The sequence below is a fragment of the Streptomyces sp. RPT161 genome (genome assembly GCF_027533845.1).
GTDB lineage: Bacteria > Actinomycetota > Actinomycetes > Streptomycetales > Streptomycetaceae > Streptantibioticus_A > Streptantibioticus_A silvisoli_A.
Genome location: NZ_JAPZVN010000002.1, coordinates 457,950 through 479,143 on the forward strand (window position 1 = coordinate 457,950; position 21,194 = coordinate 479,143).

Consider the following 21,194-nt stretch of genomic DNA (forward strand, 5'->3'; position numbering starts at 1 on the left):
CGTGAGCGGTGTGCGAGCATGAATGGAAGGCGTGAGTGGGATGCCGGATCCGACCCGGAATTTTTTCCGGGCGGCGGCGGTTCCAGTCGGCGGCAGAAAGACCGACGTTGCGTAGAAACCCGGGAGTGAACAGATGACGGTTCAGGACGAGACCACCGCAAGCGAGGGCATCATCCTGTCCGACGCCGCCGCGGCCAAGGTCAAGAGCCTGCTCGAACAGGAAGGCCGCGAAGACCTCGCGCTGCGTGTCGCGGTTCAGCCCGGAGGCTGCTCCGGTCTGCGCTACCAGCTGTTCTTCGACGAGCGCTCGCTCGACGGCGACGTCGTGAAGGACTTCGGCGGCGTCAAGGTCGTCACCGACCGGATGAGCGCCCCGTACCTCGGCGGTGCCTCGATCGACTTCGTGGACACCATCGAGAAGCAGGGCTTCACCATCGACAACCCGAACGCCACGGGCTCCTGCGCCTGCGGCGACTCGTTCCACTGAGTCCTACGCGACCATGCGGCGGTGCCCCCCAGGCCGGGGCACCGCCGCTCGCGTATCCGGCGCCGTTCAGCCGCGCTGCGGCACCGCCCGGCCGTCCGAGGCGTCGTAGACCGTACGGGTGCCGAGCGGAGCGTCCAGCGTCACCCGCTCGCTGATCGACTTCGCCAGCATCACGCAGATCCGCGCGGGGTCCTTGGCGGAACTGGTGATCCGGACCTTCACCGCGTCGGCCGACTGGCTGACCACGCTCGCCGAGTACGTCGAACACACCCCGCCCCAGAAGCGCAGAGTGAGCGTGCGGCTGTCCGCCGCGTAGGACTCGACGTGCGTGGCGGTGCCCGGCGACGGCGCCGCGCTGGGCGGGGGCGCGACGTACTTCGGGTCCACCGCTGGCTGGGCGATCTCGACGGGCTGCTGGGCCGCGGGCTGGGCCACCTGGAACAGCCAGGACGGCACCAGCTCCGACTGCCCGCCCACGAACTGCGCGGACAGCCCGAACCGCGCCGCCCGTACGTCGAACGTCAGCGGGGCGCCGGTGACGCAGCGCGTGGAAGGGCGCACCGGAAGGTCTCCGGGATCGGCGGGGCCACCGGGGTCGGCGCCCGACAGGCCCGTGGCGCCCGGGTGCATGGTGCGGCACGGACCGGTGCCCGGGGTGGCACCGGAGCCGTTCAGCTCGTCCAGCGCCCGCCGCGCGCTCACCACCGGATACGCGGCGCCCCGGGCCAGCGCCGCCAGCCGCCCCGAACCGCTCAGCAGCCGCCCGTCCGGGCCCACCTGGAGCATGGTCTGCCAGCCGTGCGTCGGCAGACCGCCCACCACCGGGTCAACCTCGACGGTGCGCACACCGCCCGCCGCCCGCGAGGCGTCCACCCGCGCCCCGCCCAGGCCGAGCGCCGTCAACACCGGGGCGACGGCACGCTTCGCCTGGTCGGGCGGTACGGCCGGGCCGGGGGACGGGACCGCGGGCGCCGTCGACCGCATGGCGTCCTCGGGGGAGTAGCAGACAGCCTGCCCGGCACCGCCCGCGCCGCCGCTCGCGGTGGACGGGTGGCATCCGGTGCCAGCCCCGTTCCGCGCGAACGCCCAACTGCCGGGCGCCTGTTGGGTCACCTGCAACGTCGGGCCCGGCGCGTTGTGGCTCGGGGCGGCCCGCCACAGGCCGTGGTCCAGCACGATCGGGCCGGACACGCCGAGCGCGGTCGCGAGCTTGGCCACGTCGTCCCGGGAGACCTGGCCGCGTGCCTGATAGACGGGGGCCGAGCCGGGACCGGACGGCAGGGTTCCGGTCGGCTGGTACCGCACCCCCGGGGTGCCCGCGTCGCTCTGGCCCCAGCCGCTCAGCGCCAGTGGCGCCGGGCCGGACCCGGCGCCGGGCGCCGCCGGGCCGGGGGCGCCGCTGGCGGCCGACGCCGCCCAGTAGGCGCTGCCGCCGCCCGCCACCAGGACCGCCCCCGCGACCAGTGCCACGGCCAGCGGCGATCGGCGCCCGCGGTGCTCACCGGTTCGCTCCGACACGCCGGACGTACCGGCTGGTGACCCGTTCCCGGGCCTGCTCTCCGGGGTGCGCTCGATGCCCACCGTTCAGCTCCTTTCGGCTCCGTGACGGTGTGGATGTCACCATCCGCCCTGTGGCGGACGTGACTTGGACGGAGCCGAGTGCCGTACGGTTCCGCGTACAGCTTCGGAGCGCGGTGGGCTGCTTCAGGGGTGCGGCGGACTGCCGCGGGGCGGGCGGACTGATGTGTTCCGGCCTGGGTTCAGCTGCCGTATTCGGACATTTCCTCGACGGCGTGCGCGGAGGCGGCGGGGACCTTCGTACCGTGAATGGACGATGGCGGAACCGGAGGCGCCGCATCCAGGTGGGCTGTCGCCCAGCGGGAGGCGATGCGGCGGCAGTCGTCCAGCAGATCCGCGGGGGAGCCGGACTCCGTACCCGGGAAGCCGGGCACACCAGGCAGTTCGGTGAGCTCGGGGTGTTCGGCCTGCTCGGACATGGTGGCTCCCGGTTCTGAGGGGCGCGAGGGAATCGTGCGCACTGGTGACTTTAGGCACCGTTTACTGGGGTGGAAAGCAGTACTTTCCGGTAATTTCCTGGAGAGCCCCCGGAGGCGTGATCCTCGGCCAGCCGGTCCTGGCCGGAACGGTTCGGTACCGGCGCCGCATGGCGACCCGGTAGCGTTGGCTGGTCCAGTAGGCCCACCCGCCACCAGCAGTCCAGCCCGCCATCGCCCCCACCGCAGGAGCACACCCGTCGTGCGTATCGCTGTCACCGGCTCCATCGCCACCGACCACCTGATGACCTTCCCCGGCCGCTTCGCCGACCAGCTGGTGGCCGACCAGTTGCACACGGTCTCGCTCTCCTTCCTGGTCGACACCCTGGACGTGCGGCGCGGCGGGGTCGCGCCGAACATCTGCTTCGGCATGGGCGTGCTCGGGCTGCGGCCGATCCTGGTCGGCGCCGCGGGCTCGGACTTCAGCGAGTACCGGGCGTGGCTCGACCGGCACAACGTGGACACCGAGTCGGTACGGATCTCCGAGGTGCTGCACACGGCGCGCTTCGTGTGCACCACGGACGCCGACCACAACCAGATCGCGTCCTTCTACACCGGTGCGATGAGCGAGGCCCGGCAGATCGAGCTCCAGCCGATCGCCGAGCGGGTGGGCGGGCTCGACCTGGTGGTGATCGGCGCGGACGACCCGCAGGCGATGCTGCGGCACACGCAGGAGTGCCGGACCCGCGGCCTCGCGTTCGCCGCGGACCCGTCGCAGCAGCTCGCCCGGCTGGACGGTGACGAGATCCGGCTGCTGGTGGAGGGGGCGGACTACCTCTTCACCAACGAGTACGAGGCGGCGCTGATCCAGAGCAAGACCGGCTGGTCACCGGAGGAGGTGCTGGCGAAGGTCGGCACCCGGGTGACCACGCTCGGTGCGAACGGCGTACGGATCGAACGGGCCGGGGAGGCACCGATCGAGGTCGGCTGCGCGGAGGAGGAGCGCAAGGTCGACCCGACCGGCGTGGGCGACGCCTTCCGCGCGGGCTTCCTGACGGGCCTGGCCTGGCAGCTGGGCCTTGAGCGGTCGGCGCAGGTGGGCTGCATGCTGGCGACCTTGGTCATCGAGACCCTGGGCACCCAGGAGTACGAGTTGCGCAGGGCGCACTTCCTGGAGCGGTTCACCAAGGCGTACGGGGAGCAGGCGGCGGCGGAGCTGCGGGTGCACCTGGCGTAACGGGCGCCGCCCCGTGGGGCTCCTGGCGACGGCGTGCGGACGGCAGCCACCCTCCGCGGGCGGGTTACGTGCGGCGGCGGACCACGTAGGCCGTGCCGCCCGGGACCGGGCGTTCGCCGGCGTACTGCTGGTCGCGCATGTCGCACCAGGCGGGGATGTCGAGGCGCGCCGCCTCGTCGTCGGACAGGACCGTCACCGTGCCCCCCATCGGAACGTCGCCGATCACCTTGGCGAGTTCGATCACCGGGATCGGGCACCGCTTGCCCAGTGTGTCCAGGACCAGGTCGGCGCCGCCCTCGGCCGGAGCGCCGGCCGTCTCCTCGAGGTGCCCGCGTACCCGCCGTACCGCCGCGGGCAGCACGTCGAGGAAGTGGTCGACGTCCGCCCCGGTCGTGCCCCGCGGCAGCGAAACCCGTACGTTGCCCTCCGACAGCACGCCCATCGCCCGCAGCACATGGCTCGGCGTCAACGTGCTGGAGGTACAGGACGAACCGGACGAGACCGCGAAACCGGACCGGTCCAGCTCGCCCAACAGCGCCTCACCGTCGACATACAGACAGGAGAAGGTGACCAGGTGCGGCAGCCGCCGCACCGGATCGCCCACCACGTCGACGTCCGGGACGAGTTGCGGAACCCGCGCGCGGATCCGGTCCACCAGGGCGGCCAGCCGCTCGCGTTCGGCCGCGGCCTCGTCCCGTACCGCGCGCAGCGACGCCGCCGCGGCCACGATCGCCGGAAGGTTCTCGAAGCCGGGCGCCCGTCCGCGCTCCCGTTCGTCCGCGGGCGCGGGCGCCGCGAACCGCACCCCCTTGCGCACCGCCAGCAGCCCAACTCCCGGCGGACCACCCCATTTGTGGGCACTGGCCGTCAGCAGCGACCAGTCGCCCGGCACCGGCTCCCACCCCAACGACTGTGCCGCGTCCACCAGTAGCGGTACCCCCGCCTCCCGGCAGACCGCCGCCACCTCGGACACCGGCTGCACCGTGCCCACCTCGTGGTTGGCCGACTGCAGGCAGGCCAGCGCGGTGTCGGGACGCAGCGCCGCCCGGTACGCCTCGGGCGCCGCCCGCCCCGTGCGGTCGACGCCCACCTCGGTGGCCGTGCCGCCGTCCGCCTCGTGCGCCTCGGCCGCGTGCAGCACCGACGAGTGCTCCACGGCGGACACCACGAGGTGACGGCCCGTCCGGCGGCGTCCCGCCAGCGCCCCGGCGACGGCGGTGTGCACCGCCCGGGTGCCCGAAGAGGTGAAGCTCAGCTCGTCGGGGCGGCAGCCGACCGCTTCCGCCGCCGTCTGCCGCGCGGCGTCCAGCAGCATCCGGGCCCGCCGCCCCTCCCGGTACAGTCGGGCCGGGTCGGCCCACCCCTCGTCCAGCGCCGCCAGCAGCGCCTGCCGGGCGACGGGGTGCAGCGGGGCGGTGGACGCCACGTCGAAGTAAGGCACGCTCCCGACGCTACCCCTCCCGGCCGACCAGGCGGAACGCCGGTCGCCCGGCCCGTGCGCCCCCGAAGGCGACATCCGGCAAACCACGCAAACCGCCACCCGCCCAGCGCTCCGTCAATTGGCCCTCGGAGTGGGGGATTCCACCCCTTCGGGGGCCATCCTCCGGCCGGTCCGGCGCGTTGGGACCCCTCCCCGCGTGGCCCCGATAAGCGTCCAGTAGGGTTTGGTCCGCATAAACATCCAAACCCTGCCCGCGCCAGGGCGCCGACCGCACGCAACGGCCGGGATCCGGGGCGCGCGGGCGAGACTCTCGGGAAGGCGCTACGTGAGTCCCAACGGCTCCGACCGCAAGTCGCGGCGCCCGATGCGGCGGCGGTTGCCGCAGGCGTTGGCCGCGGGCCTGGTCCTGGTGACCGCTACCGGTTGCACCTACAAGGACTTCCCCCGCCTCGGCATGCCCAGCCCCGCCACAGAAGAGGCACCGCGAATCCTTTCGCTCTGGCAGGGCTCCTGGGCCGCCGCACTGGCGACCGGTGTGCTCGTCTGGGGCCTGATCATCTGGTCCGTGATCTTCCACCGGCGCAGCCGGACGAAGATCGAGGTGCCCACTCAGACCCGGTACAACATGCCGCTTGAGGCGCTGTACACCGTGGTCCCCCTCGTCATCATCGCGGTGCTGTTCTACTTCACCGCCCGTGACGAGTCCAAGCTTCTGGAGACCTCCAAGAAGCCCGACCACATCATCAACGTGGTGGGCTTCCAGTGGAGCTGGGCGTTCAACTACATCGAGGACGTGCCGGGCAGCCCGAAGTCCCCGACCGCCGTCCCGGCCGAGCTGTCGAGCATCCCGCCGACCGCCCTGCAGGGCATGCCCGCGAACGCCGGCGGTGTCTACGAGACCGGCACCCCGGCCGAGTGGGACCCGGGCAACCCCAGCCCCGGCCCGACGCTGTGGCTTCCCGAGGGCCAGACGGTCAAGTTCGTCCTCACCTCGCGGGACGTCATCCACTCCTTCTGGGTGGTGCCGTTCCTGATGAAGATGGACGTCATCCCCGGCCACACCAACGTCTTCCAGGTCACCCCGAACAAGCTCGGCACCTTCATGGGCAAGTGCGCGGAGCTGTGCGGTGTCGACCACTCCAGGATGCTGTTCAACGTCAAGGTCGTCACCCCGGCCCAGTACCAGGCGCACCTGAAGGACCTCGCGAGCAAGGGACAGACCGGCTACCTCCCGGCGGGCATCCCGACCACGGGTAACACGCGCGACGCGAAGACGAACCGGCAGCCGGGCAGCACGACCGTCAACCAGACGGGTACCGGCACGCCGGGCAACAGCCAGTCGGAGAGTGACAAGTGAGCATCCTCAACGAACCCCAGGGTGCTGCCGTCGGCGGAGCCACCGAGCTGCCGCCGGTACGGCGAAAGCAGCCGGGCAACGCGGTCGTGAAGTGGCTGACCACCACCGACCACAAGACGATCGGCTCGCTGTACCTGGTGACGTCGTTCGGCTTCTTCATCATCGGCGGCATCATGGCGCTGCTGATGCGCGCCGAGCTGGCTCGCCCCGGTCTGCAGATCATGTCGACCGAGCAGTTCAACCAGGCGTTCACGATGCACGGCACGATCATGCTGCTGATGTTCGCGACGCCGCTGTTCGCGGGCTTCACCAACTGGATCATGCCGCTGCAGATCGGCGCGCCCGACGTGGCGTTCCCGCGGCTGAACATGTTCGCCTACTGGCTGTACCTGTTCGGCTCGCTGATCGCGGTCGGTGGCTTCCTCACCCCGCAGGGTGCGGCTGACTTCGGCTGGTTCGCCTACTCGCCGCTGTCGGACGCGGTCCGCTCGCCGGGTGTCGGCTCGGACATGTGGATCATGGGTCTGGCCCTCTCCGGCTTCGGCACGATCCTCGGTGCGGTCAACTTCATCACCACGATCATCTGCATGCGCGCTCCGGGCATGACGATGTTCCGGATGCCGATCTTCTGCTGGAACGTGCTGCTGACCGCGGTGCTGGTGCTGCTCGCCTTCCCGGTGCTGGCCGCCGCGCTGCTGGCCCTGGAGGCGGACCGCAAGTTCGGGGCGCATGTCTTCGACGCGGCCAACGGCGGTGCGCTGCTGTGGCAACACCTCTTCTGGTTCTTCGGCCATCCAGAGGTGTACATCATCGCGTTGCCGTTCTTCGGCATCATCAGTGAGGTCATTCCGGTCTTCAGCCGCAAGCCGATGTTCGGCTACATCGGCCTGGTGGCCGCGACCATCACCATCGCCGGTCTGTCGGTGACCGTGTGGGCGCACCACATGTACGTCACCGGTGGTGTGCTGCTGCCGTTCTTCTCCTTCATGACGTTCCTGATCGCGGTGCCGACCGGTGTGAAGTTCTTCAACTGGATCGGCACGATGTGGAAGGGGTCGCTGAGTTTCGAGACCCCGATGCTGTGGGCGATCGGCTTCCTGATCACCTTCACCTTCGGTGGTCTGACCGGTGTCATCCTGGCCGCGCCGCCGCTGGACTTCCACATCTCCGACTCGTACTTCGTGGTGGCGCACTTCCACTACGTGGTCTTCGGCACCGTGGTCTTCGCGATGTTCGCCGGCTTCCACTTCTGGTGGCCGAAGATGACCGGCAAGATGCTCGACGAGCGGCTCGGCAAGATCACCTTCTGGACGCTGTTCATCGGCTTCCACGGCACGTTCCTGGTCCAGCACTGGCTGGGCGTCGAGGGCATGCCGCGCCGCTACGCGGACTACCTGGCGGCGGACGGCTTCACCACGCTGAACACCATCTCGTCCATCAGCTCGTTCCTGCTCGGCCTGTCGATGCTGCCGTTCTTCTACAACGTGTGGAAGACCGCCAAGTACGGCAAGAAGGTCGAGGTCGACGACCCGTGGGGCTACGGCCGTTCGCTCGAATGGGCGACGTCCTGCCCGCCGCCGCGGCACAACTTCCTCACGCTGCCGCGCATCCGCTCCGAATCCCCGGCGTTCGACCTCCACCACCCGGAGATCGCCGCGCTGGAGCTCGAAGCCCACGGCGAGAAGGCCCTGGCCGGTGCCGAGGGTAAGGAGGCCGGAAAGTGAAGATCCAGGGCAAGATGTTCCTGTGGCTGGCGGTGTTCATCCTGCTGATGGCCATCGTGTACGGCGTGTGGTCCCACGAGCCCGCGGGCACCACGGCCCTCTTCCTGGCCTTCGGCCTGAGCGTGATGATCGGCTACTACCTGGCCTTCACCGCGCGCCGCGCCGACACCGGTGCGCAGGACCGGCCGGACGCCGATGTCGCGGACGACGCCGGTGAGCTGGGCTTCTTCAGCCCGCACAGCTGGCAGCCGCTGGCCCTCGCCGTCGGTGGTGCGCTGGCCTTCCTGGGCATCATCTTCGGCTGGTGGCTGATGTACTTCTCCGCCCCGTTCATCCTGGTCGGCATCTTCGGCTGGGTGTTCGAGTACTACCGTGGCGCGGACCAGCGCTACTGAGCCGTAGGACAGACCGCAGGGCCGGGGCCCGGACACCGCTTCCACAGCGGGTCCGGGCCCCGGCCCTTGCGCCGTACGGGGGGCGTGACCTCGCCCGCGTGGCGGTACGGCTCCCCGATTGCCGGAACGCGACGCGCGGGGACGGGTGATATTTCTTACCTTGTGACCATGAGTCAGATATCTCGCGGTCACTGGGTGATATGCCGTCTTTCGTACCTGGCGCTGCTGGCGCCGCTGGCGGCCGAGCTAACCGCCTGCGGGGGATCGGGGAACCCGCTGGCCGCCGCGCCGTACGACGCGGCGGGACAGGTCTCGTACAGCACCGGGGACGGCAGTCGCCAGGTCGACCCGAACAGGCCTCTGGACATATCCATCAAGGGCGACGGCAACCGGATCACCGACGTGACAGCCACCGACGCCGCAGGACACTTCGTGCGCGGCGAACTCGGCGCCGACCGCACCAGATGGCACAGCACCTCTCCGTTCGCCGCAGGCGCCCACTACACGGTCCGGGTGAGCACCGAGAACGCCAACGGCGCCCAGGGCCGCCAGAGCATCGCCTTCGACACCCGGCCCGCCCGTGACACCCTCGGCGTCAAACTCGGCCCGGACTCCGGCGACTACGGTGTCGGACAGCCCATAACCGCCGAACTCAGCCAACCGGTCAAGGATCCGGCCGCCCGGGTGGTCGTGGAGAGCGCCCTGCACGTCAGCTCCGTCCCGGCGGTCACCGGCGCCTGGCACTGGGTGGACGACCGCACCCTGCACTACCGGCCGCGCGAGTTCTGGCCGACCGACGCCAGGATCAACGTCACCAGCACCCTGCTCGGTGCCCGAATACAGGGTCAGCTCTACGGCGGCGAGGCCAAACCCGTGACGCTGCACACCGGCGACCAGGTCATCGCGGTGACCGACGCCGCGGCGCACCACCTCACCCTCAGCCGCAACGGCAAGGTCCAGCGCATCATCCCGGTGACCACCGGCAAACCGGGCTTCTCCACCCGCAACGGCATCAAGGTGGTGCTGGACAAGGAGTCCTTCGTCCGCATGAAGAGCAGCACGATAGGCATAGCCGAAGGCAGTTCGGACTCCTACGACCTGCCGGTGCACTGGGCCACCCGGGTCACCTGGAGCGGTGAGTTCGTGCACGCCGCGCCCTGGTCGGTGGGCTCGCAGGGCTCGGACAACGTCAGCCACGGCTGCACGGGCATGAGCACCGAGAACGCGCACTGGTTCTTCGACCAGGTGCGCAACGGAGACATCGTCCAGGTGGTCAACAGCCAGGGCGCCAGCATGGAACCGTTCGGCAACGGCTTCGGCGACTGGAACCTGACGTGGGACCAGTGGACGAAGGGCAGCGCGATGGGCGCCCGCGGCGTCAACCGGCCCGGCGGCCAGAACCCCTCCGCGCCGCGGCCGACCAGCCCGGCACGGCTCACCCCGCGGATGTGACCGTCAGGTGTTGGCGGGCGAGCGGTCCCGGTCGCGCAGCAAGCCCGCCAGCGCCTCGGCCAGCGCCATCGGATCGATCGGGTGGGACACGGCGGCGTCCGCCCGGCTCCAGGTGGCCAGCCAGGCATCCTGCGGGCGCCCCATCAGCAGCAGCACCGGCGGGCAACGGAAGACCTCGTCCTTGATCTGGCGGCACACCCCCATGCCGCCGGCCGGGACCGCCTCGCCGTCCAGCACGCAGACGTCGATCCCGCCCTTGTCCAACTCGGACAGCACGGCCGGGACCGTGGCGCACTCCACGAACTCCACCCGCGGCACGTCCGCCGCGGGCTGGCGCCCGACCGCCAGCCGGACCTGCTCCCGGGTATTCCTGTCGTCGCTGTAGACGAGCACCGTGGCGGTCTGCTGCATGGGCTTCAGCCTCCTCGTCGAGGTTCGCCGCGCGGCCGGTGACCGCGGCGCGGTCGCGGCGATGCTACTCCCGCCACGGCCCGCCCGGAACGGTACGGGAAACTCCCGACGTGCCGTCAGCAGCGGGCGTGGGCTGGGCGGACGGGCCGAGGACGGCCGCGGCTTCGCTCCTTCGAGGGACGGGCGCGGTACGCCACGCGAGTCGCCGAACAGCCCTTGACACACCGAATCGCACCCCCCGGAGTGAGCGCGAGATAAGCGACCGACATAATGTCGGTCGTGGCGACAGCAACAGCAGTAGAAACCGGGCACGCGCACCCGTCGGTCAACCGGCCGAACCTCGTCAGCGTGGGAACCATCATCTGGTTGAGTTCCGAGCTGATGTTCTTCGCGGCCCTCTTCGCGATGTACTTCACCCTGCGATCGGTGACCGGCACGGCCTTCTGGCACAGCCAGAACGACGCGCTGAACGTGCCGTTCTCGTCAGTGAACACCACGGTCCTGGTGCTCTCCTCGCTCACCTGCCAGCTCGGCGTGTTCGCCGCCGAGCGCGGTGACGTGAAGAAGCTGCGCCTCTGGTTCGTGATCACGTTCATCATGGGCGCGATCTTCATCGGCGGGCAGATCTTCGAGTACACCGACCTGGTGAAGCACGACGGTCTCTCCCTGAAGTCCAGCCCCTACGGCTCGGTGTTCTACCTGACCACCGGCTTCCACGGGTTGCACGTGACGGGCGGTCTGATCGCCTTCCTGCTGGTCCTGGGCAGGACGTACGCGGCCAAGAGGTTCACCCACGAGCAGGCCACGGCGGCCATCGTCGTGTCCTACTACTGGCACTTCGTCGATGTCGTCTGGATCGGCCTCTTCGCCACGATCTACCTGATCAAGTAATTCGGTCCGCAGAGGACCACACCAGAAGCATCGACGCAGAAGATCCTGACACCGGGGTAATCCGTGAAAAAGCTCTCCGCACGACGGCGCCACCCGCTGGCGGCGCTCGTCGTCCTACTCTTCGCGCTTGCGGCCACCGGGGGGCTGTATGCCGCGTTCGCGCCGGCTGAGAAGGCGCAGGCCGACTCCGCGCAGTCCCTAGCGACCGAGGAGGGCAAGAAGCTCTACTCCGTGGGCTGTGCCTCCTGCCACGGCACCTCCGGGCAGGGCACCCACAGCGGTCCGAGCCTGGTCGGTGTGGGTGCCGCCGCGGTGGACTTCCAGGTCGGCACCGGCCGTATGCCCGCCCAGCAGCCGGGTGCGCAGGTCCCGCGGAAGAAGGCCATCTACGACCAGGCCCAGATCGACCAGCTCGCCGCGTACATCGCCTCGCTCGGTCCCGGCCCGGCCATCCCGTCGAAGCAGCAGTACAGCCCCGACGGCGCCGACATCGCCAACGGCGGCCAGCTGTTCCGTACCAACTGCGCGCAGTGCCACAACTCGACCGGCAAGGGTGGTGCGCTGTCCGAGGGCAAGTTCGCACCGACGCTTGACGGTGTCGACCCCAAGCACATCTACGAGGCCATGCTGACCGGGCCGCAGAACATGCCCAACTTCCCGGACAGCACCCTGCCGTCGAAGGACAAGAAGGACATCGTCGCCTACCTCGGGCAGGTCGACAGCTCCAAGAGCGAGAGCCCCGGTGGTCTTGAGCTCGGCGGCCTCGGACCGGTCAGTGAGGGTCTCTTCGCCTGGGTCTTCGGTCTCGGTGCAATGATCACCGTGGCCATTTGGGTCGCCGCTCACACGGCAAAGGCCAGGAAGTCATGAGCAACGAGGACATGTCAGAAGCAAACCTGCCGAGTGAGCGGGAGCACGCTCACCACGGTGCGGTCGAGCCGGTCGGCGACCCGTTCGCCGACCCGGGCCTGCCGCCCCACGAGCCGCGCCGTCAGGACATCGACGAACAGACCGCCAGGCGCTCCGAGCGCACCGTGGCGCTGCTGTTCGTCCTGTCGATGATCGCGACCGTAGGCTTCATCGCCTCCTACGTGATCTTCCCGATCGGCAAGATCGTCTACATCTTCCCGTTCGGGCACGTCAGCGCGCTGAACTTCTCCCTGGGCCTGACCCTCGGTGTCGCGCTGTTCGCCATCGGCGCCGGAGCGGTCCACTGGGCCCGCACGCTGATGTCGGACGAGGAGATCCCGGACGAGCGGCACGCCATCGAGGCGACGCCCGAGGTCCGCGAGAAGGTCTTCGCCGACTTCCGCCAGGGCGTCAAGGAGAGCCAGTACGGCCGCCGCAAGCTGATCCGGACCACGATGATGGGCGCCCTGTCCCTGGTCCCGCTGTCCGGCGTCGTCCTGCTGCGCGACCTCGGCCCGCTGCCGGAGAAGAAGCTGCGGACCACGGCGTGGCGCAAGGGCATGAAGCTGATCAACGAGAACACCAATCAGCCGCTGCGTCCCGAGGACATCGGCGTCGGCTCGCTGACGTTCGCCAAGCCGGAAGGCCTGAGCGAGGACGACGAGAACTTCCAGACCGTCATCGCCAAGGCCGCGCTGATGATCGTCCGGCTCAACCCGGAGGACATCAAGGACAAGCGCGAGCTTGAGTGGTCGCACCAGGGCATCGTCGCCTACTCCAAGATCTGCACCCACGTCGGCTGCCCGATCAGCCTTTACGAGCAGCAGACGCATCACGTGCTGTGCCCCTGCCACCAGTCGACGTTCGACCTCTCCGACGGTGGTCGGGTGATCTTCGGCCCGGCGGGCCACGCCCTGCCGCAGCTGCGGATCAGCGTCAACGCACAGGGCTACCTCGAAGCGCTCGGCGACTTCGCGGAGCCCGTCGGCCCGAGCTTCTGGGAGCGCGGATGAGCACTGCAAGCCATGAGGCGAACGCCTCCGCACGGCGGGGCAAGGCCCCGGCCGGTGAGCGGTTGGCTGACTGGGCGGACGGCAGGCTGGGTATCTACGGCCTCGCCAAGGCCAACATGCGCAAGATCTTCCCGGACCACTGGTCCTTCATGCTCGGTGAGGTCTCGCTCTACAGCTTCGTCATCATCATCCTCACGGGTGTGTACCTGACGCTGTTCTTCCACCCGAGCATGCAGGAGGTCGTCTACAACGGCCCCTACGTACCGCTCCAGGGCATCCGCATGTCGGAGGCCTTCGAGTCGACCATGCACATCAGCTTCGAGGTGCGCGGTGGTCTGCTGATCCGTCAGATCCACCACTGGGCGGCGCTGGTCTTCGTGGCCGCGATGCTCGTGCACATGATGCGGGTGTTCTTCACCGGCGCGTTCCGCAAGCCGCGTGAGGTCAACTGGGTCTTCGGCTTCCTGCTGCTGGTCCTCGGCATGTTCACCGGTTTCACCGGTTACTCGCTGCCGGACGACCTGCTGTCGGGTACCGGTGTCCGGTTCATGGAGGGCGCGATCCTGTCGGTCCCGATCGTCGGGACCTACCTGCAGATGTTCCTGTTCGGCGGCGAGTTCCCCGGGCACGACTTCGTCTCGCGCTTCTACACGATCCACATCCTGCTGCTGCCGGGCATCATGGCCGCGCTGCTGGTGGGCCACCTGATCCTGGTCTTCTACCACAAGCACACGCAGTGGGCGGGCCCCGGCCGTACCAACAAGAACGTGGTCGGCATGCCGCTGCTGCCGGTGTACATGGCGAAGGCGGGCGGCTTCTTCTTCCTGGTCTTCGGCGTCATCGCGGCCATCGCGGCGATCGCCACGATCAACCCGATCTGGGCGTTCGGCCCGTACCGGCCGGACCAGGTGTCCACCGGTGCGCAGCCTGACTGGTACATGGGCTTCTCCGAGGGCCTGATCCGTGTCATGCCCGGCTGGGAGATCAACCTGTGGGGCCACACCCTCCAGTTGGGTGTGTTCATCCCGCTGATCATCTTCCCGCTGGTGCTGGTGACGATCGCCGTCTGGCCGTTCATCGAGGCCTGGGTCACCGGTGACGACCGCGAGCACCACATCCTGGACCGGCCGCGCAACCGCCCGGTGCGCACCGGCTTCGGTGCGGCGTGGATCTCCTGGTACCTGATCCTGCTGGTGGGTGGTGGCAACGACCTGTGGGCGACCCACTTCCACCTGTCGATCAACGCCATCACGTGGACCGTCCGCATCGGCTTCTTCCTGGTCCCGGTGCTGACGTTCGTGATCACCAAGCGGATCTGCCTGGGTCTGCAGCGTCGTGACCGCGACAAGGTGCTGCACGGTCGCGAGACCGGCATCATCAAGCGGCTGCCGCACGGTGAGTTCATCGAGGTGCACGAGCCGCTGCCGCAGGACCAGTTGCACACCCTCACCGCTCACGACCAGCCCAAGCCGCTGGAGATCGGCCCCGAGGTCGACGAGAACGGTGTGGAGCGCAAGCTGGACCGCAAGACCAGGCTGCGCGCCAAGCTCTCGCGCGCGGTGTACGGCGAGGGGGCGCAGATCCCCAAGCCGACCGCGGCCGAGCACGCCGAGATCACCAGCGGCCACGGCCACCACTGATCCCGCCGTCAACCGGCACTGATCGCCACAGACCAGGACCCCGGTCCGGTCCCCGCCACAGGGACCGGGCCGGGGTCCTGGCGTTTCCCGGCACGTCCCGGGGTGTCCGCAGTGCGGGCGCGGTGCCCGTGCGGCCTCGGCACGCCGATAGGCTCAGGGGTGCCGGGAACGTACCGGAAGCCAGAGCGTCGACCGCCAGGAGCGTGGACCATGAACGCCCAGACCCCAGCCGGAGGCGAGACCGTGGCGGCGCGCAGCTGGCCGGACGTGCTGAGCGACCTGCTGGCCGGCCGGGACCTGTCCTCGGACGACACCGCGTGGGCGATGGACCGGATCATGAGCGGCGAGGCGAGCGACGCCCAGATCGCCGGGTTCGCGGTGGCACTACGTGCCAAGGGCGAGACGGTCGACGAGGTCTCCGGGATCGTTCGGACGATGTACGAGCACGCCAGGCTCATCGAGGTGCCGGGCCCCTCGGTGGACATCGTCGGCACCGGCGGGGACCGGGCCAAGACGGTCAACATCTCGACCATGTCGGCGATCGTGGTGGCCGGTACGGGGGCGAAGGTGGTCAAGCACGGCAACCGTTCCGCCTCCTCCGCCAGCGGGGCCTCCGACGTGCTGGAGCGGCTCGGCGTCAATCTGGAGCTGTCGCCGCAGCGGGTGGCCGAGGTCGCGCAGGAGGCGGGCATCACGTTCTGCTTCGCCGTGAAGTTCCATCCCGCGCTGCGCCATGTGGCCCGTGCCAGGCGGGAGTTGGGCATCCCCACCGCGTTCAACTTCCTCGGTCCGCTGACCAATCCGGCCCGGGTACGGGCCCAGGCGACCGGTGTCGCCGACGCGCGCATGGCGCCGATCCTGGCGGGCGTACTGGCCGACCGGGGCTCCTCCGCGCTGGTCTTCCGCGGCGACGACGGGCTCGACGAGCTCACCACCACCGCGACCTCGCAGGTGTGGGTGGTACGGGACGGCAAGGTCGACCAGGTCCCGTTCGACCCCCGGGACGTCGGCCTCGACCTCGTTCCGGTCGAGGCACTGCGGGGCGCGGACCCCGCGTACAACGCGGAGGTCGCGCGGCGTGTGCTGGCGGGTGAGCGGGGTCCCGTCAGGGACGCGGTACTGCTCAACTCCGCCGCGGCCCTCGTCGCCCTCTCGCCGGGCGAGGGTCCCTTGACGGACAGCATCGCCGCGGCCATGCGGCGTGCCGCGCAGTCCATCGACTCGGGCGCCGCCCAGGCCGCCCTCGACCGCTGGGTGGCGGCCAGCAACAGCTAGAGGTCCTCCTGCGGTTCCGCCCCCTGCCTCCTGTGGGAGGGCGGAGCCCCCAGGGATCACGTGCTGCTACACTCCTGCCCAAGGTCACGAGTGACAGCGAAAATGCCCCGGCTTGCTGTCCGGCAACCCTCCGTCCGTGGCGGGGTGCCCCGGGTGATGACCAGGCCGTAGGCAGCGAGGTCTACGGCAAGCGCGGACCCTCGCGAATCCAGGGGGTCCTGGTTATCGTGGGAGTTTTTGTGAGCAAGCGAATGCGATAGGGCCTGTCGGCCCCTTTTTCCCATTTCCCCGAGGCTTCTGCCTCGTGCCGCCGCTTGCCCGCCAGGGAGATTTCGCCATGTCCGTGCTCAACTCTGCCGTCGAACAGACCATTTGTGCCCCGCTGCCCGTTCTCGGGCGTGATGTACTCGTTCCCCTGGTGACCGGGGGCGAGGTCACCTATGCCGCACTGGATTACGCGGCCAGCGCTCCCGCGTTGCAGCGGGTATGGGACGACGTGGCCGGATACGCGCCGTACTACGGCAGCGTGCACCGGGGCGCGGGATATCTGTCCCAGTTGTCCACCGACCTTTTTGAGCAAAGCCGGACAACCGTCGCGGAGTTCCTCGGCTGCCGCCCGGACGACCAACTCGTCTTCACCCGCTCCACCACCGACTCGCTCAACCTGCTCGCGGCCGTACTGCCGCCCGGCACCCGGGTGTTCGTCTTCGAGACCGAGCACCACGCCTCGCTGCTGCCCTGGCGCGACGGCGAGGTCACTTACCTCAACGCCCCCCGCACCCCGCGCGAGGCGGTCGACACCCTGGAGCGGGCGCTCGCCGACCGCGCCCCGTACGGCCCTGCCCTGGTCTGTGTGACCGGCGCCTCCAACGTCACCGGTGAACTGTGGCCGGTACGCGAACTGGCCGCCGCCGCGCACGCGCACGGCGCCCGTATCGTGCTAGACGCCGCACAGCTCGCCCCCCACCACCCGGTGGACATCGCCGGGTTGGACGTGGACTACGTCGCGTTCTCCGGGCACAAGCTCTACGCGCCGTTCGGCGCCGGGGTGTTGGCCGGACGCGCCGACTGGTTGCAGGCCGCCGAGCCGTACCTGGCGGGCGGCGGTGCCAGCAGGAGGGTCGCCCGGCGCGCCGACGGCGCGGTGGACGTCGAATGGCACAGCACGGCCGCCCGGCACGAGGCCGGTTCGCCGAACGTGATCGGGGTGTACGCCATCGCCTCCGCCTGCCGGGCGCTGACCGAGGCCGGGTTCGGTGCGCTGGTCGCCCGCGAGCAGGCGCTGGTCTCCCGGGTGCTGTCCGGGCTGGCGGAGATCCCGCAGGTCAAGGTGCTCTCGCTGTTCGGCGAGCAGGCCCCGCGGGTGGGCGTGATCTCGTTCGTGGTGGAGGGCTGGAACAGCTCGCACTTCGCCGCCGCACTCTCCGCGGAGTACGGCATCGGAGTCCGCGACGGGCTGTTCTGCGCGCACCCCCTGGTGCGTACGCTGCTCGGCGGTGAGCCGGACGCGGTGGGGGAGTGCGGTGCGCCGGAGGCGGAGCCGGGCGAGCGCTCGCTCAACGCCATCCGGGTCAGCTTCGGCGCCGGTACCCCCGACGAGCACGTGGAGCGTTTCCTCGGCGCGGTGGCGGAACTGGTCAGGGACGGTGCGAAGTGGAACTACCGCACCGAGGACGGCCGTTGCGTGCCGGACCGCGGCTGACCGGTCAGCCCTCCAGGCCGATGGCGAACGCCGCCTCCAGGTCGTGCTGGGAGTAGGTGCGGAACGCCACGTGGGTGTCGGTGGCGGCGACCCCGGGGATCTTGCTGATCCGGCCCGGGATGACGTCCGCGAGGTCGTCGTGCCGGGCCACCCGCACCATCGCCACCAGGTCGTAGGTGCCGGTCACCGAGTAGACCTCGCTCACGTGCTCCAACGCGGCGATCGACTCGGCGATCTCGGGGATACGGTCGACGTCGGTCTTGATGAGCACGATCGCGGTGATCACGGCTGACTGTCTCCTCGGGTCGCGGCCTGTGCGGTCAGCTTAGGGGCTGTGCGGCGGATCCTGGACGCGGCGGTGGCCCCCGGCGCCCGACCCCCGGAACCGGAACCACACCCACGTACACAGGAACCCGAACGCGAACCCGATTACGTGGGCGAGGTAGGCGACCCCGGGACCGTGCTGCGGAATCCGGGTCGACAGCCACTGGAGCGCGAACCAGAAACCCAGCACCAGCCAGGCGGGAAAGCGCAGCGGCAGCCCCATCAGGAACGGGAAGAGGCTGGTCACCCGAGCCTTCGGGTACAGGTAGAGATAGCCGCCGAGCACCCCCGCGATGGCCCCGGAGGCGCCCACCAGCGTCTGCGCGGAACGGGCGTGGCCGAGCGCGTAGCCGAACGTGGCCAGGTACCCGGCCGCCAGATAGAACAGGGCGTACCGCCAGCGCCCCATCCGCCGCTCCACCCCGGCGCCGAAGACCGCCAGGAACAGCATGTTGCCCAGCAGGTGCGGCCAGCCGCCGTGCACGAACAGCGCGGTCAGCACCGACAGTATCGGCACCTTCACCCGCCCCGGTGGTACGTGGCAGCCGGGCGGCAGCCCCAGGGTGGCGGTGTGCAGCGGGCCGTGCCACAGCTCGCTGGGGATCACCCCCCAGCGGTCGAAGTACAGCGCCTGCGCGCACAGCTGCGCCTGCCCGGAGCCGTACGCGGGGTCCAGGCCGGAGATCGGGCCGATCACGAAGACCACCACGCACAGTCCGATGACCGTGTAGGTGACCACCGGCAGCGGACGCCCCAGCCGGTGTGTGGCCTGGCCCAGGAACTGTGTGACGGGGCGGAGCGCGGGCATAGGCCGATCATGGCGGAACGGGTCTAACGGGCATAGGCCGCCTCGCCGGACGGCCTGCCGTACACCCGCAGCGCGGGCGAGCCGCTAGGCCGTAGGGTTGCCCGCAGCGCAACCGCATTCTTTGAGCCAGGCCGACCTGGCCGTGCCCGTCGTGAGCCCGGCCAAGAGCTGAGAAGAGGACGACAGATGCCGGTGCCACTGCCGACGGCCAGCACCAGATGGCGCTGCACGCTGTGCGGCAACCTCACCCGGTTCGACGTCACCCGCTCCAGCCGGGTCGTCGAGTACGTCCACCTGGACCTGGCCGGCGAACCGAGGGTGGAGGAGCGCGAGGTGCTCAGCGAGACGGTGGAATCGGTGCGCTGTCGTTGGTGCAGCGCCGCCGACCAGGTCGAACTGGTGGACCGCCCGGCCCCCGGCGCGGAGCCAGGGCAGGTCTGACCCGCCCCGGGCGGGGACAATGAGGACGTACGACGGGGGTGGATACTGACGGGAGTGACTGGTGGAGCGTACGGGCGGCAATCCGCAGGCGGAACCGGAGGGCGCCGCCGGGTTTGACGAGCCGCTCGACCGGCCGCTGCCCGAAGGGGTGCGCCACCGGGTGGTCTCGATAGCGGCCGAGGCCTTCGGCTCGCTGACCCCGGCGGAACTCCCCGCCCAGCTGCGGCAGTACGCCCGCTTCACTCCCTCCCGCCGTGCCAAGTTCGCCGGGAACGCGCTGGCCGCCGCCCTGGAGACCGACCCGGTGTTCCGGCAGCGCATCGCCGGACGGCTGCGTGAGGGCCAGCCGGAACTGGCCGCCGCGCTGGAGGCGGGCACCCCGCCGCCCGCCGCCGATCCGATCGACGTCGCGGCGGCCGCCTATCTGCTGCGTCCCGCGGGCTGGCCCAAACTCGTCGCCGCCGCGGGTGAGGAAGCCCAGCGCGCCCACGCCGACCAGGTCGGCGCGGAGACCGCACGCGAGCTACAGCAGGTCAAGGCGGAGCTGGCCCGGCTGCGCGGGGCCACCCAGACCGAGGTGCAGGCCGCCCGCGCCGAGCTGGAGACGGCCCGCAGGGAGGCCGAATCGCTGCAACGCAAGCTGCGCAGCGTCACCAGCGACCTGCGCCGCGGCCAGGCCGCTCTGCGCAAGGCCGAGACCGAGGCCGCGCAGGCCCGCGCCGCGGCCGCCGCGGAGCTGGCCGCCGCCGAGGGCGAGACCCGCAGGCTGCGGGCCCGGCTGACCGAGGCCGAGTCCGCGCTGGAGGCCAGTCGGCGCGCGGTGCGCGAGGGGCGCAGCGTGGAGGACATGCGGCTGCGCCTGCTGCTGGACACCGTGCTGGACGCCGCCCAGGGAATCCGCCGCGAACTGGCGCTGCCGCCGGTCTTCGGGCGGCCGGCGGACACCGTGGAGGCGGTGGCGCCCGGTGCGATCAACCCCAGGGACGTGGCCCGACGCGCGCTGTCCGAGGACGATCCGGCCCTGCTCGACCAGTTGCTGGCGCTGCCCCAGGCACATGTGGTGGTGGACGGCTACAACGTCACCAAGACCGGTTACCCGACGCTGCCGTTGGAGAAGCAGCGGCTGCGGCTGCTGGGCGGCCTCGCCGTGCTCGCCGCGCAGACCGGTGCCGAGGTCACCTGTGTCTTCGACGGGGCCGAGCTGGCGGCGCCGGTGCTGCTGGCGCCACCGCGCGGGGTGCGGGTGCTGTTCAGCAAACCCGGTGAGACCGCCGACGAGTTGATCCGGCGGCTGGTACGGGCCGAGCCCCCGGGCCGCCCGGTGGTGGTGGTCTCCGCGGACCGTGAGGTGGCCGACGGGGTGGCCAAGGCCGGAGCACGGCCGGTGTCCTCCACGCTGCTGCTGCGCAGACTCGCCCGCGGCTGACCGGACGACGGATCCGCGCGAATTTCCCGGACTCGCCAATTGCGCCGGGGAAGTCCGTTTTTGGGGCTTGCGCTATTCAAGGCGGCTTTTCTGTGGGCCGGTTGGATGGTGCGCCGACGGTCCGGCGCATTTTTGTGGCGCACATCACAGAAAGTCGGTACGGCCGGTTTCCGGTGCAATGTCCCTAGACGTTGGGTCAATTGGCGGTCACCGGCGGTGCGGTGTCCGTAAAGAACTCGTCTGCTGGCCAACTTTTTTCCCGTGAGG

20 protein-coding genes and 1 riboswitch are annotated in these 21,194 nt (G+C 70.1%); of the genes, 14 read left to right on the top strand and 6 right to left on the bottom strand.

The genetic code is table 11. The features are described from left to right. Positions 1–133 precede the first annotated feature (133 nt). Positions 134–487, top strand: a complete 354-nt coding sequence (locus O5O46_RS06710) for a HesB/IscA family protein (RefSeq protein ID WP_269854307.1) — start codon at positions 134–136, stop codon at positions 485–487. Between the two features lie 66 nt (positions 488–553). Here the strand turns inward: O5O46_RS06710 and O5O46_RS06715 are convergent, their stop codons facing one another. Both O5O46_RS06715 and O5O46_RS06720 read right to left on the bottom strand, forming a co-directional pair. Then, positions 554–2,068, bottom strand: a complete 1,515-nt coding sequence (locus O5O46_RS06715; RefSeq protein ID WP_269854308.1) for a hypothetical protein — start codon at positions 2,066–2,068, stop codon at positions 554–556. 179 nt (positions 2,069–2,247) lie between these two features. After that, positions 2,248–2,484, bottom strand: coding sequence for a hypothetical protein (locus O5O46_RS06720; protein WP_269854309.1), 237 nt, complete (start codon positions 2,482–2,484; stop codon positions 2,248–2,250). Positions 2,485–2,743: 259 nt separating this feature from the next. Here O5O46_RS06720 and O5O46_RS06725 point away from each other — a divergent pair, with 259 nt between their 5' ends. Next, positions 2,744–3,718 carry a carbohydrate kinase family protein gene (locus O5O46_RS06725; RefSeq protein WP_269854310.1) on the top strand — a complete coding sequence of 325 codons (975 nt, stop codon included), beginning with the start codon at positions 2,744–2,746 and terminating at the stop codon, positions 3,716–3,718. 64 nt (positions 3,719–3,782) lie between these two features. Here the strand turns inward: O5O46_RS06725 and O5O46_RS06730 are convergent, their stop codons facing one another. Then, positions 3,783–5,159, bottom strand: a complete 1,377-nt coding sequence (locus O5O46_RS06730; RefSeq protein ID WP_269854311.1) for a cysteine desulfurase/sulfurtransferase TusA family protein — start codon at positions 5,157–5,159, stop codon at positions 3,783–3,785. 325 nt (positions 5,160–5,484) lie between these two features. Between O5O46_RS06730 and ctaC the strand changes: the two genes are divergently transcribed. The 4 genes from ctaC (at position 5,485) to O5O46_RS06750 (ending at position 10,087) form a co-directional block, all read left to right on the top strand. Next, positions 5,485–6,516, top strand: a complete 1,032-nt coding sequence (gene ctaC, locus O5O46_RS06735) for an aa3-type cytochrome oxidase subunit II (protein ID WP_269854312.1) — start codon at positions 5,485–5,487, stop codon at positions 6,514–6,516. Further along, a complete protein-coding gene (ctaD, locus tag O5O46_RS06740; RefSeq protein ID WP_269854313.1) occupies positions 6,513–8,240 on the top strand; it encodes an aa3-type cytochrome oxidase subunit I in 1,728 nt (575 codons plus the stop codon). Before ctaC ends, ctaD begins: the two co-directional genes overlap by 4 nt. After that, positions 8,237–8,635 (top strand): cytochrome c oxidase subunit 4, encoded by a 399-nt coding sequence (locus O5O46_RS06745; RefSeq protein WP_269854314.1) that lies wholly within the window; start codon positions 8,237–8,239, stop codon positions 8,633–8,635. Before ctaD ends, O5O46_RS06745 begins: the two co-directional genes overlap by 4 nt. Before the next feature lie 168 nt (positions 8,636–8,803). Then, positions 8,804–10,087 carry a L,D-transpeptidase gene (locus O5O46_RS06750; protein ID WP_269854315.1) on the top strand — a complete coding sequence of 428 codons (1,284 nt, stop codon included), beginning with the start codon at positions 8,804–8,806 and terminating at the stop codon, positions 10,085–10,087. Positions 10,088–10,090: 3 nt separating this feature from the next. Here the strand turns inward: O5O46_RS06750 and O5O46_RS06755 are convergent, their stop codons facing one another. Beyond that, a complete protein-coding gene (locus O5O46_RS06755; protein WP_269854316.1) occupies positions 10,091–10,498 on the bottom strand; it encodes a hypothetical protein in 408 nt (135 codons plus the stop codon). Positions 10,499–10,768: 270 nt separating this feature from the next. Between O5O46_RS06755 and ctaE the strand changes: the two genes are divergently transcribed. The 6 genes from ctaE (at position 10,769) to O5O46_RS06785 (ending at position 17,928) form a co-directional block, all read left to right on the top strand. Further along, the gene (gene ctaE, locus O5O46_RS06760) at positions 10,769–11,389 is read left to right on the top strand and encodes an aa3-type cytochrome oxidase subunit III (RefSeq protein ID WP_269854317.1); all 621 of its coding nucleotides are present in this window, start codon (positions 10,769–10,771) and stop codon (positions 11,387–11,389) included. A gap of 63 nt (positions 11,390–11,452) precedes the next feature. Further along, complete coding sequence (qcrC, locus tag O5O46_RS06765) at positions 11,453–12,259, top strand: cytochrome bc1 complex diheme cytochrome c subunit (protein ID WP_269854318.1); 807 nt, start codon at positions 11,453–11,455, stop codon at positions 12,257–12,259. Continuing rightward, a complete protein-coding gene (gene qcrA / locus O5O46_RS06770) occupies positions 12,256–13,311 on the top strand; it encodes a cytochrome bc1 complex Rieske iron-sulfur subunit (protein ID WP_269854319.1) in 1,056 nt (351 codons plus the stop codon). Before qcrC ends, qcrA begins: the two co-directional genes overlap by 4 nt. Continuing rightward, positions 13,308–14,951 carry a cytochrome bc1 complex cytochrome b subunit gene (gene qcrB, locus O5O46_RS06775; protein WP_269854320.1) on the top strand — a complete coding sequence of 548 codons (1,644 nt, stop codon included), beginning with the start codon at positions 13,308–13,310 and terminating at the stop codon, positions 14,949–14,951. The genes qcrA and qcrB overlap by 4 nt, the downstream gene beginning before the upstream one ends. 210 nt (positions 14,952–15,161) lie before the next feature. After that, positions 15,162–16,226, top strand: coding sequence for an anthranilate phosphoribosyltransferase (trpD, locus tag O5O46_RS06780; RefSeq protein WP_269854321.1), 1,065 nt, complete (start codon positions 15,162–15,164; stop codon positions 16,224–16,226). 82 nt (positions 16,227–16,308) lie between these two features. Continuing rightward, positions 16,309–16,425, top strand: a riboswitch (SAM riboswitch). A gap of 138 nt (positions 16,426–16,563) precedes the next feature. Further along, positions 16,564–17,928 carry an aminotransferase class V-fold PLP-dependent enzyme gene (locus O5O46_RS06785; protein WP_269854322.1) on the top strand — a complete coding sequence of 455 codons (1,365 nt, stop codon included), beginning with the start codon at positions 16,564–16,566 and terminating at the stop codon, positions 17,926–17,928. Positions 17,929–17,932: 4 nt separating this feature from the next. On the opposite strand, the gene O5O46_RS06790 is transcribed toward O5O46_RS06785, so the two are convergent. Both O5O46_RS06790 and O5O46_RS06795 read right to left on the bottom strand, forming a co-directional pair. After that, entirely contained in the window at positions 17,933–18,214 is a 282-nt protein-coding gene (locus O5O46_RS06790) for an Lrp/AsnC family transcriptional regulator (protein WP_269854323.1), read from the bottom strand. A 39-nt stretch (positions 18,215–18,253) separates the two neighbouring features. Then, complete coding sequence (locus O5O46_RS06795) at positions 18,254–19,060, bottom strand: rhomboid family intramembrane serine protease (RefSeq protein WP_269854324.1); 807 nt, start codon at positions 19,058–19,060, stop codon at positions 18,254–18,256. Positions 19,061–19,246: 186 nt separating this feature from the next. Between O5O46_RS06795 and O5O46_RS06800 the strand changes: the two genes are divergently transcribed. Both O5O46_RS06800 and O5O46_RS06805 read left to right on the top strand, forming a co-directional pair. After that, on the top strand, positions 19,247–19,501 hold the full coding sequence (locus O5O46_RS06800; RefSeq protein WP_269854325.1) for a hypothetical protein: 255 nt from the start codon (positions 19,247–19,249) through the stop codon (positions 19,499–19,501). 61 nt (positions 19,502–19,562) lie between these two features. Beyond that, positions 19,563–20,927, top strand: a complete 1,365-nt coding sequence (locus O5O46_RS06805) for an NYN domain-containing protein (RefSeq protein ID WP_443072411.1) — start codon at positions 19,563–19,565, stop codon at positions 20,925–20,927. Positions 20,928–21,194 lie beyond the last annotated feature (267 nt).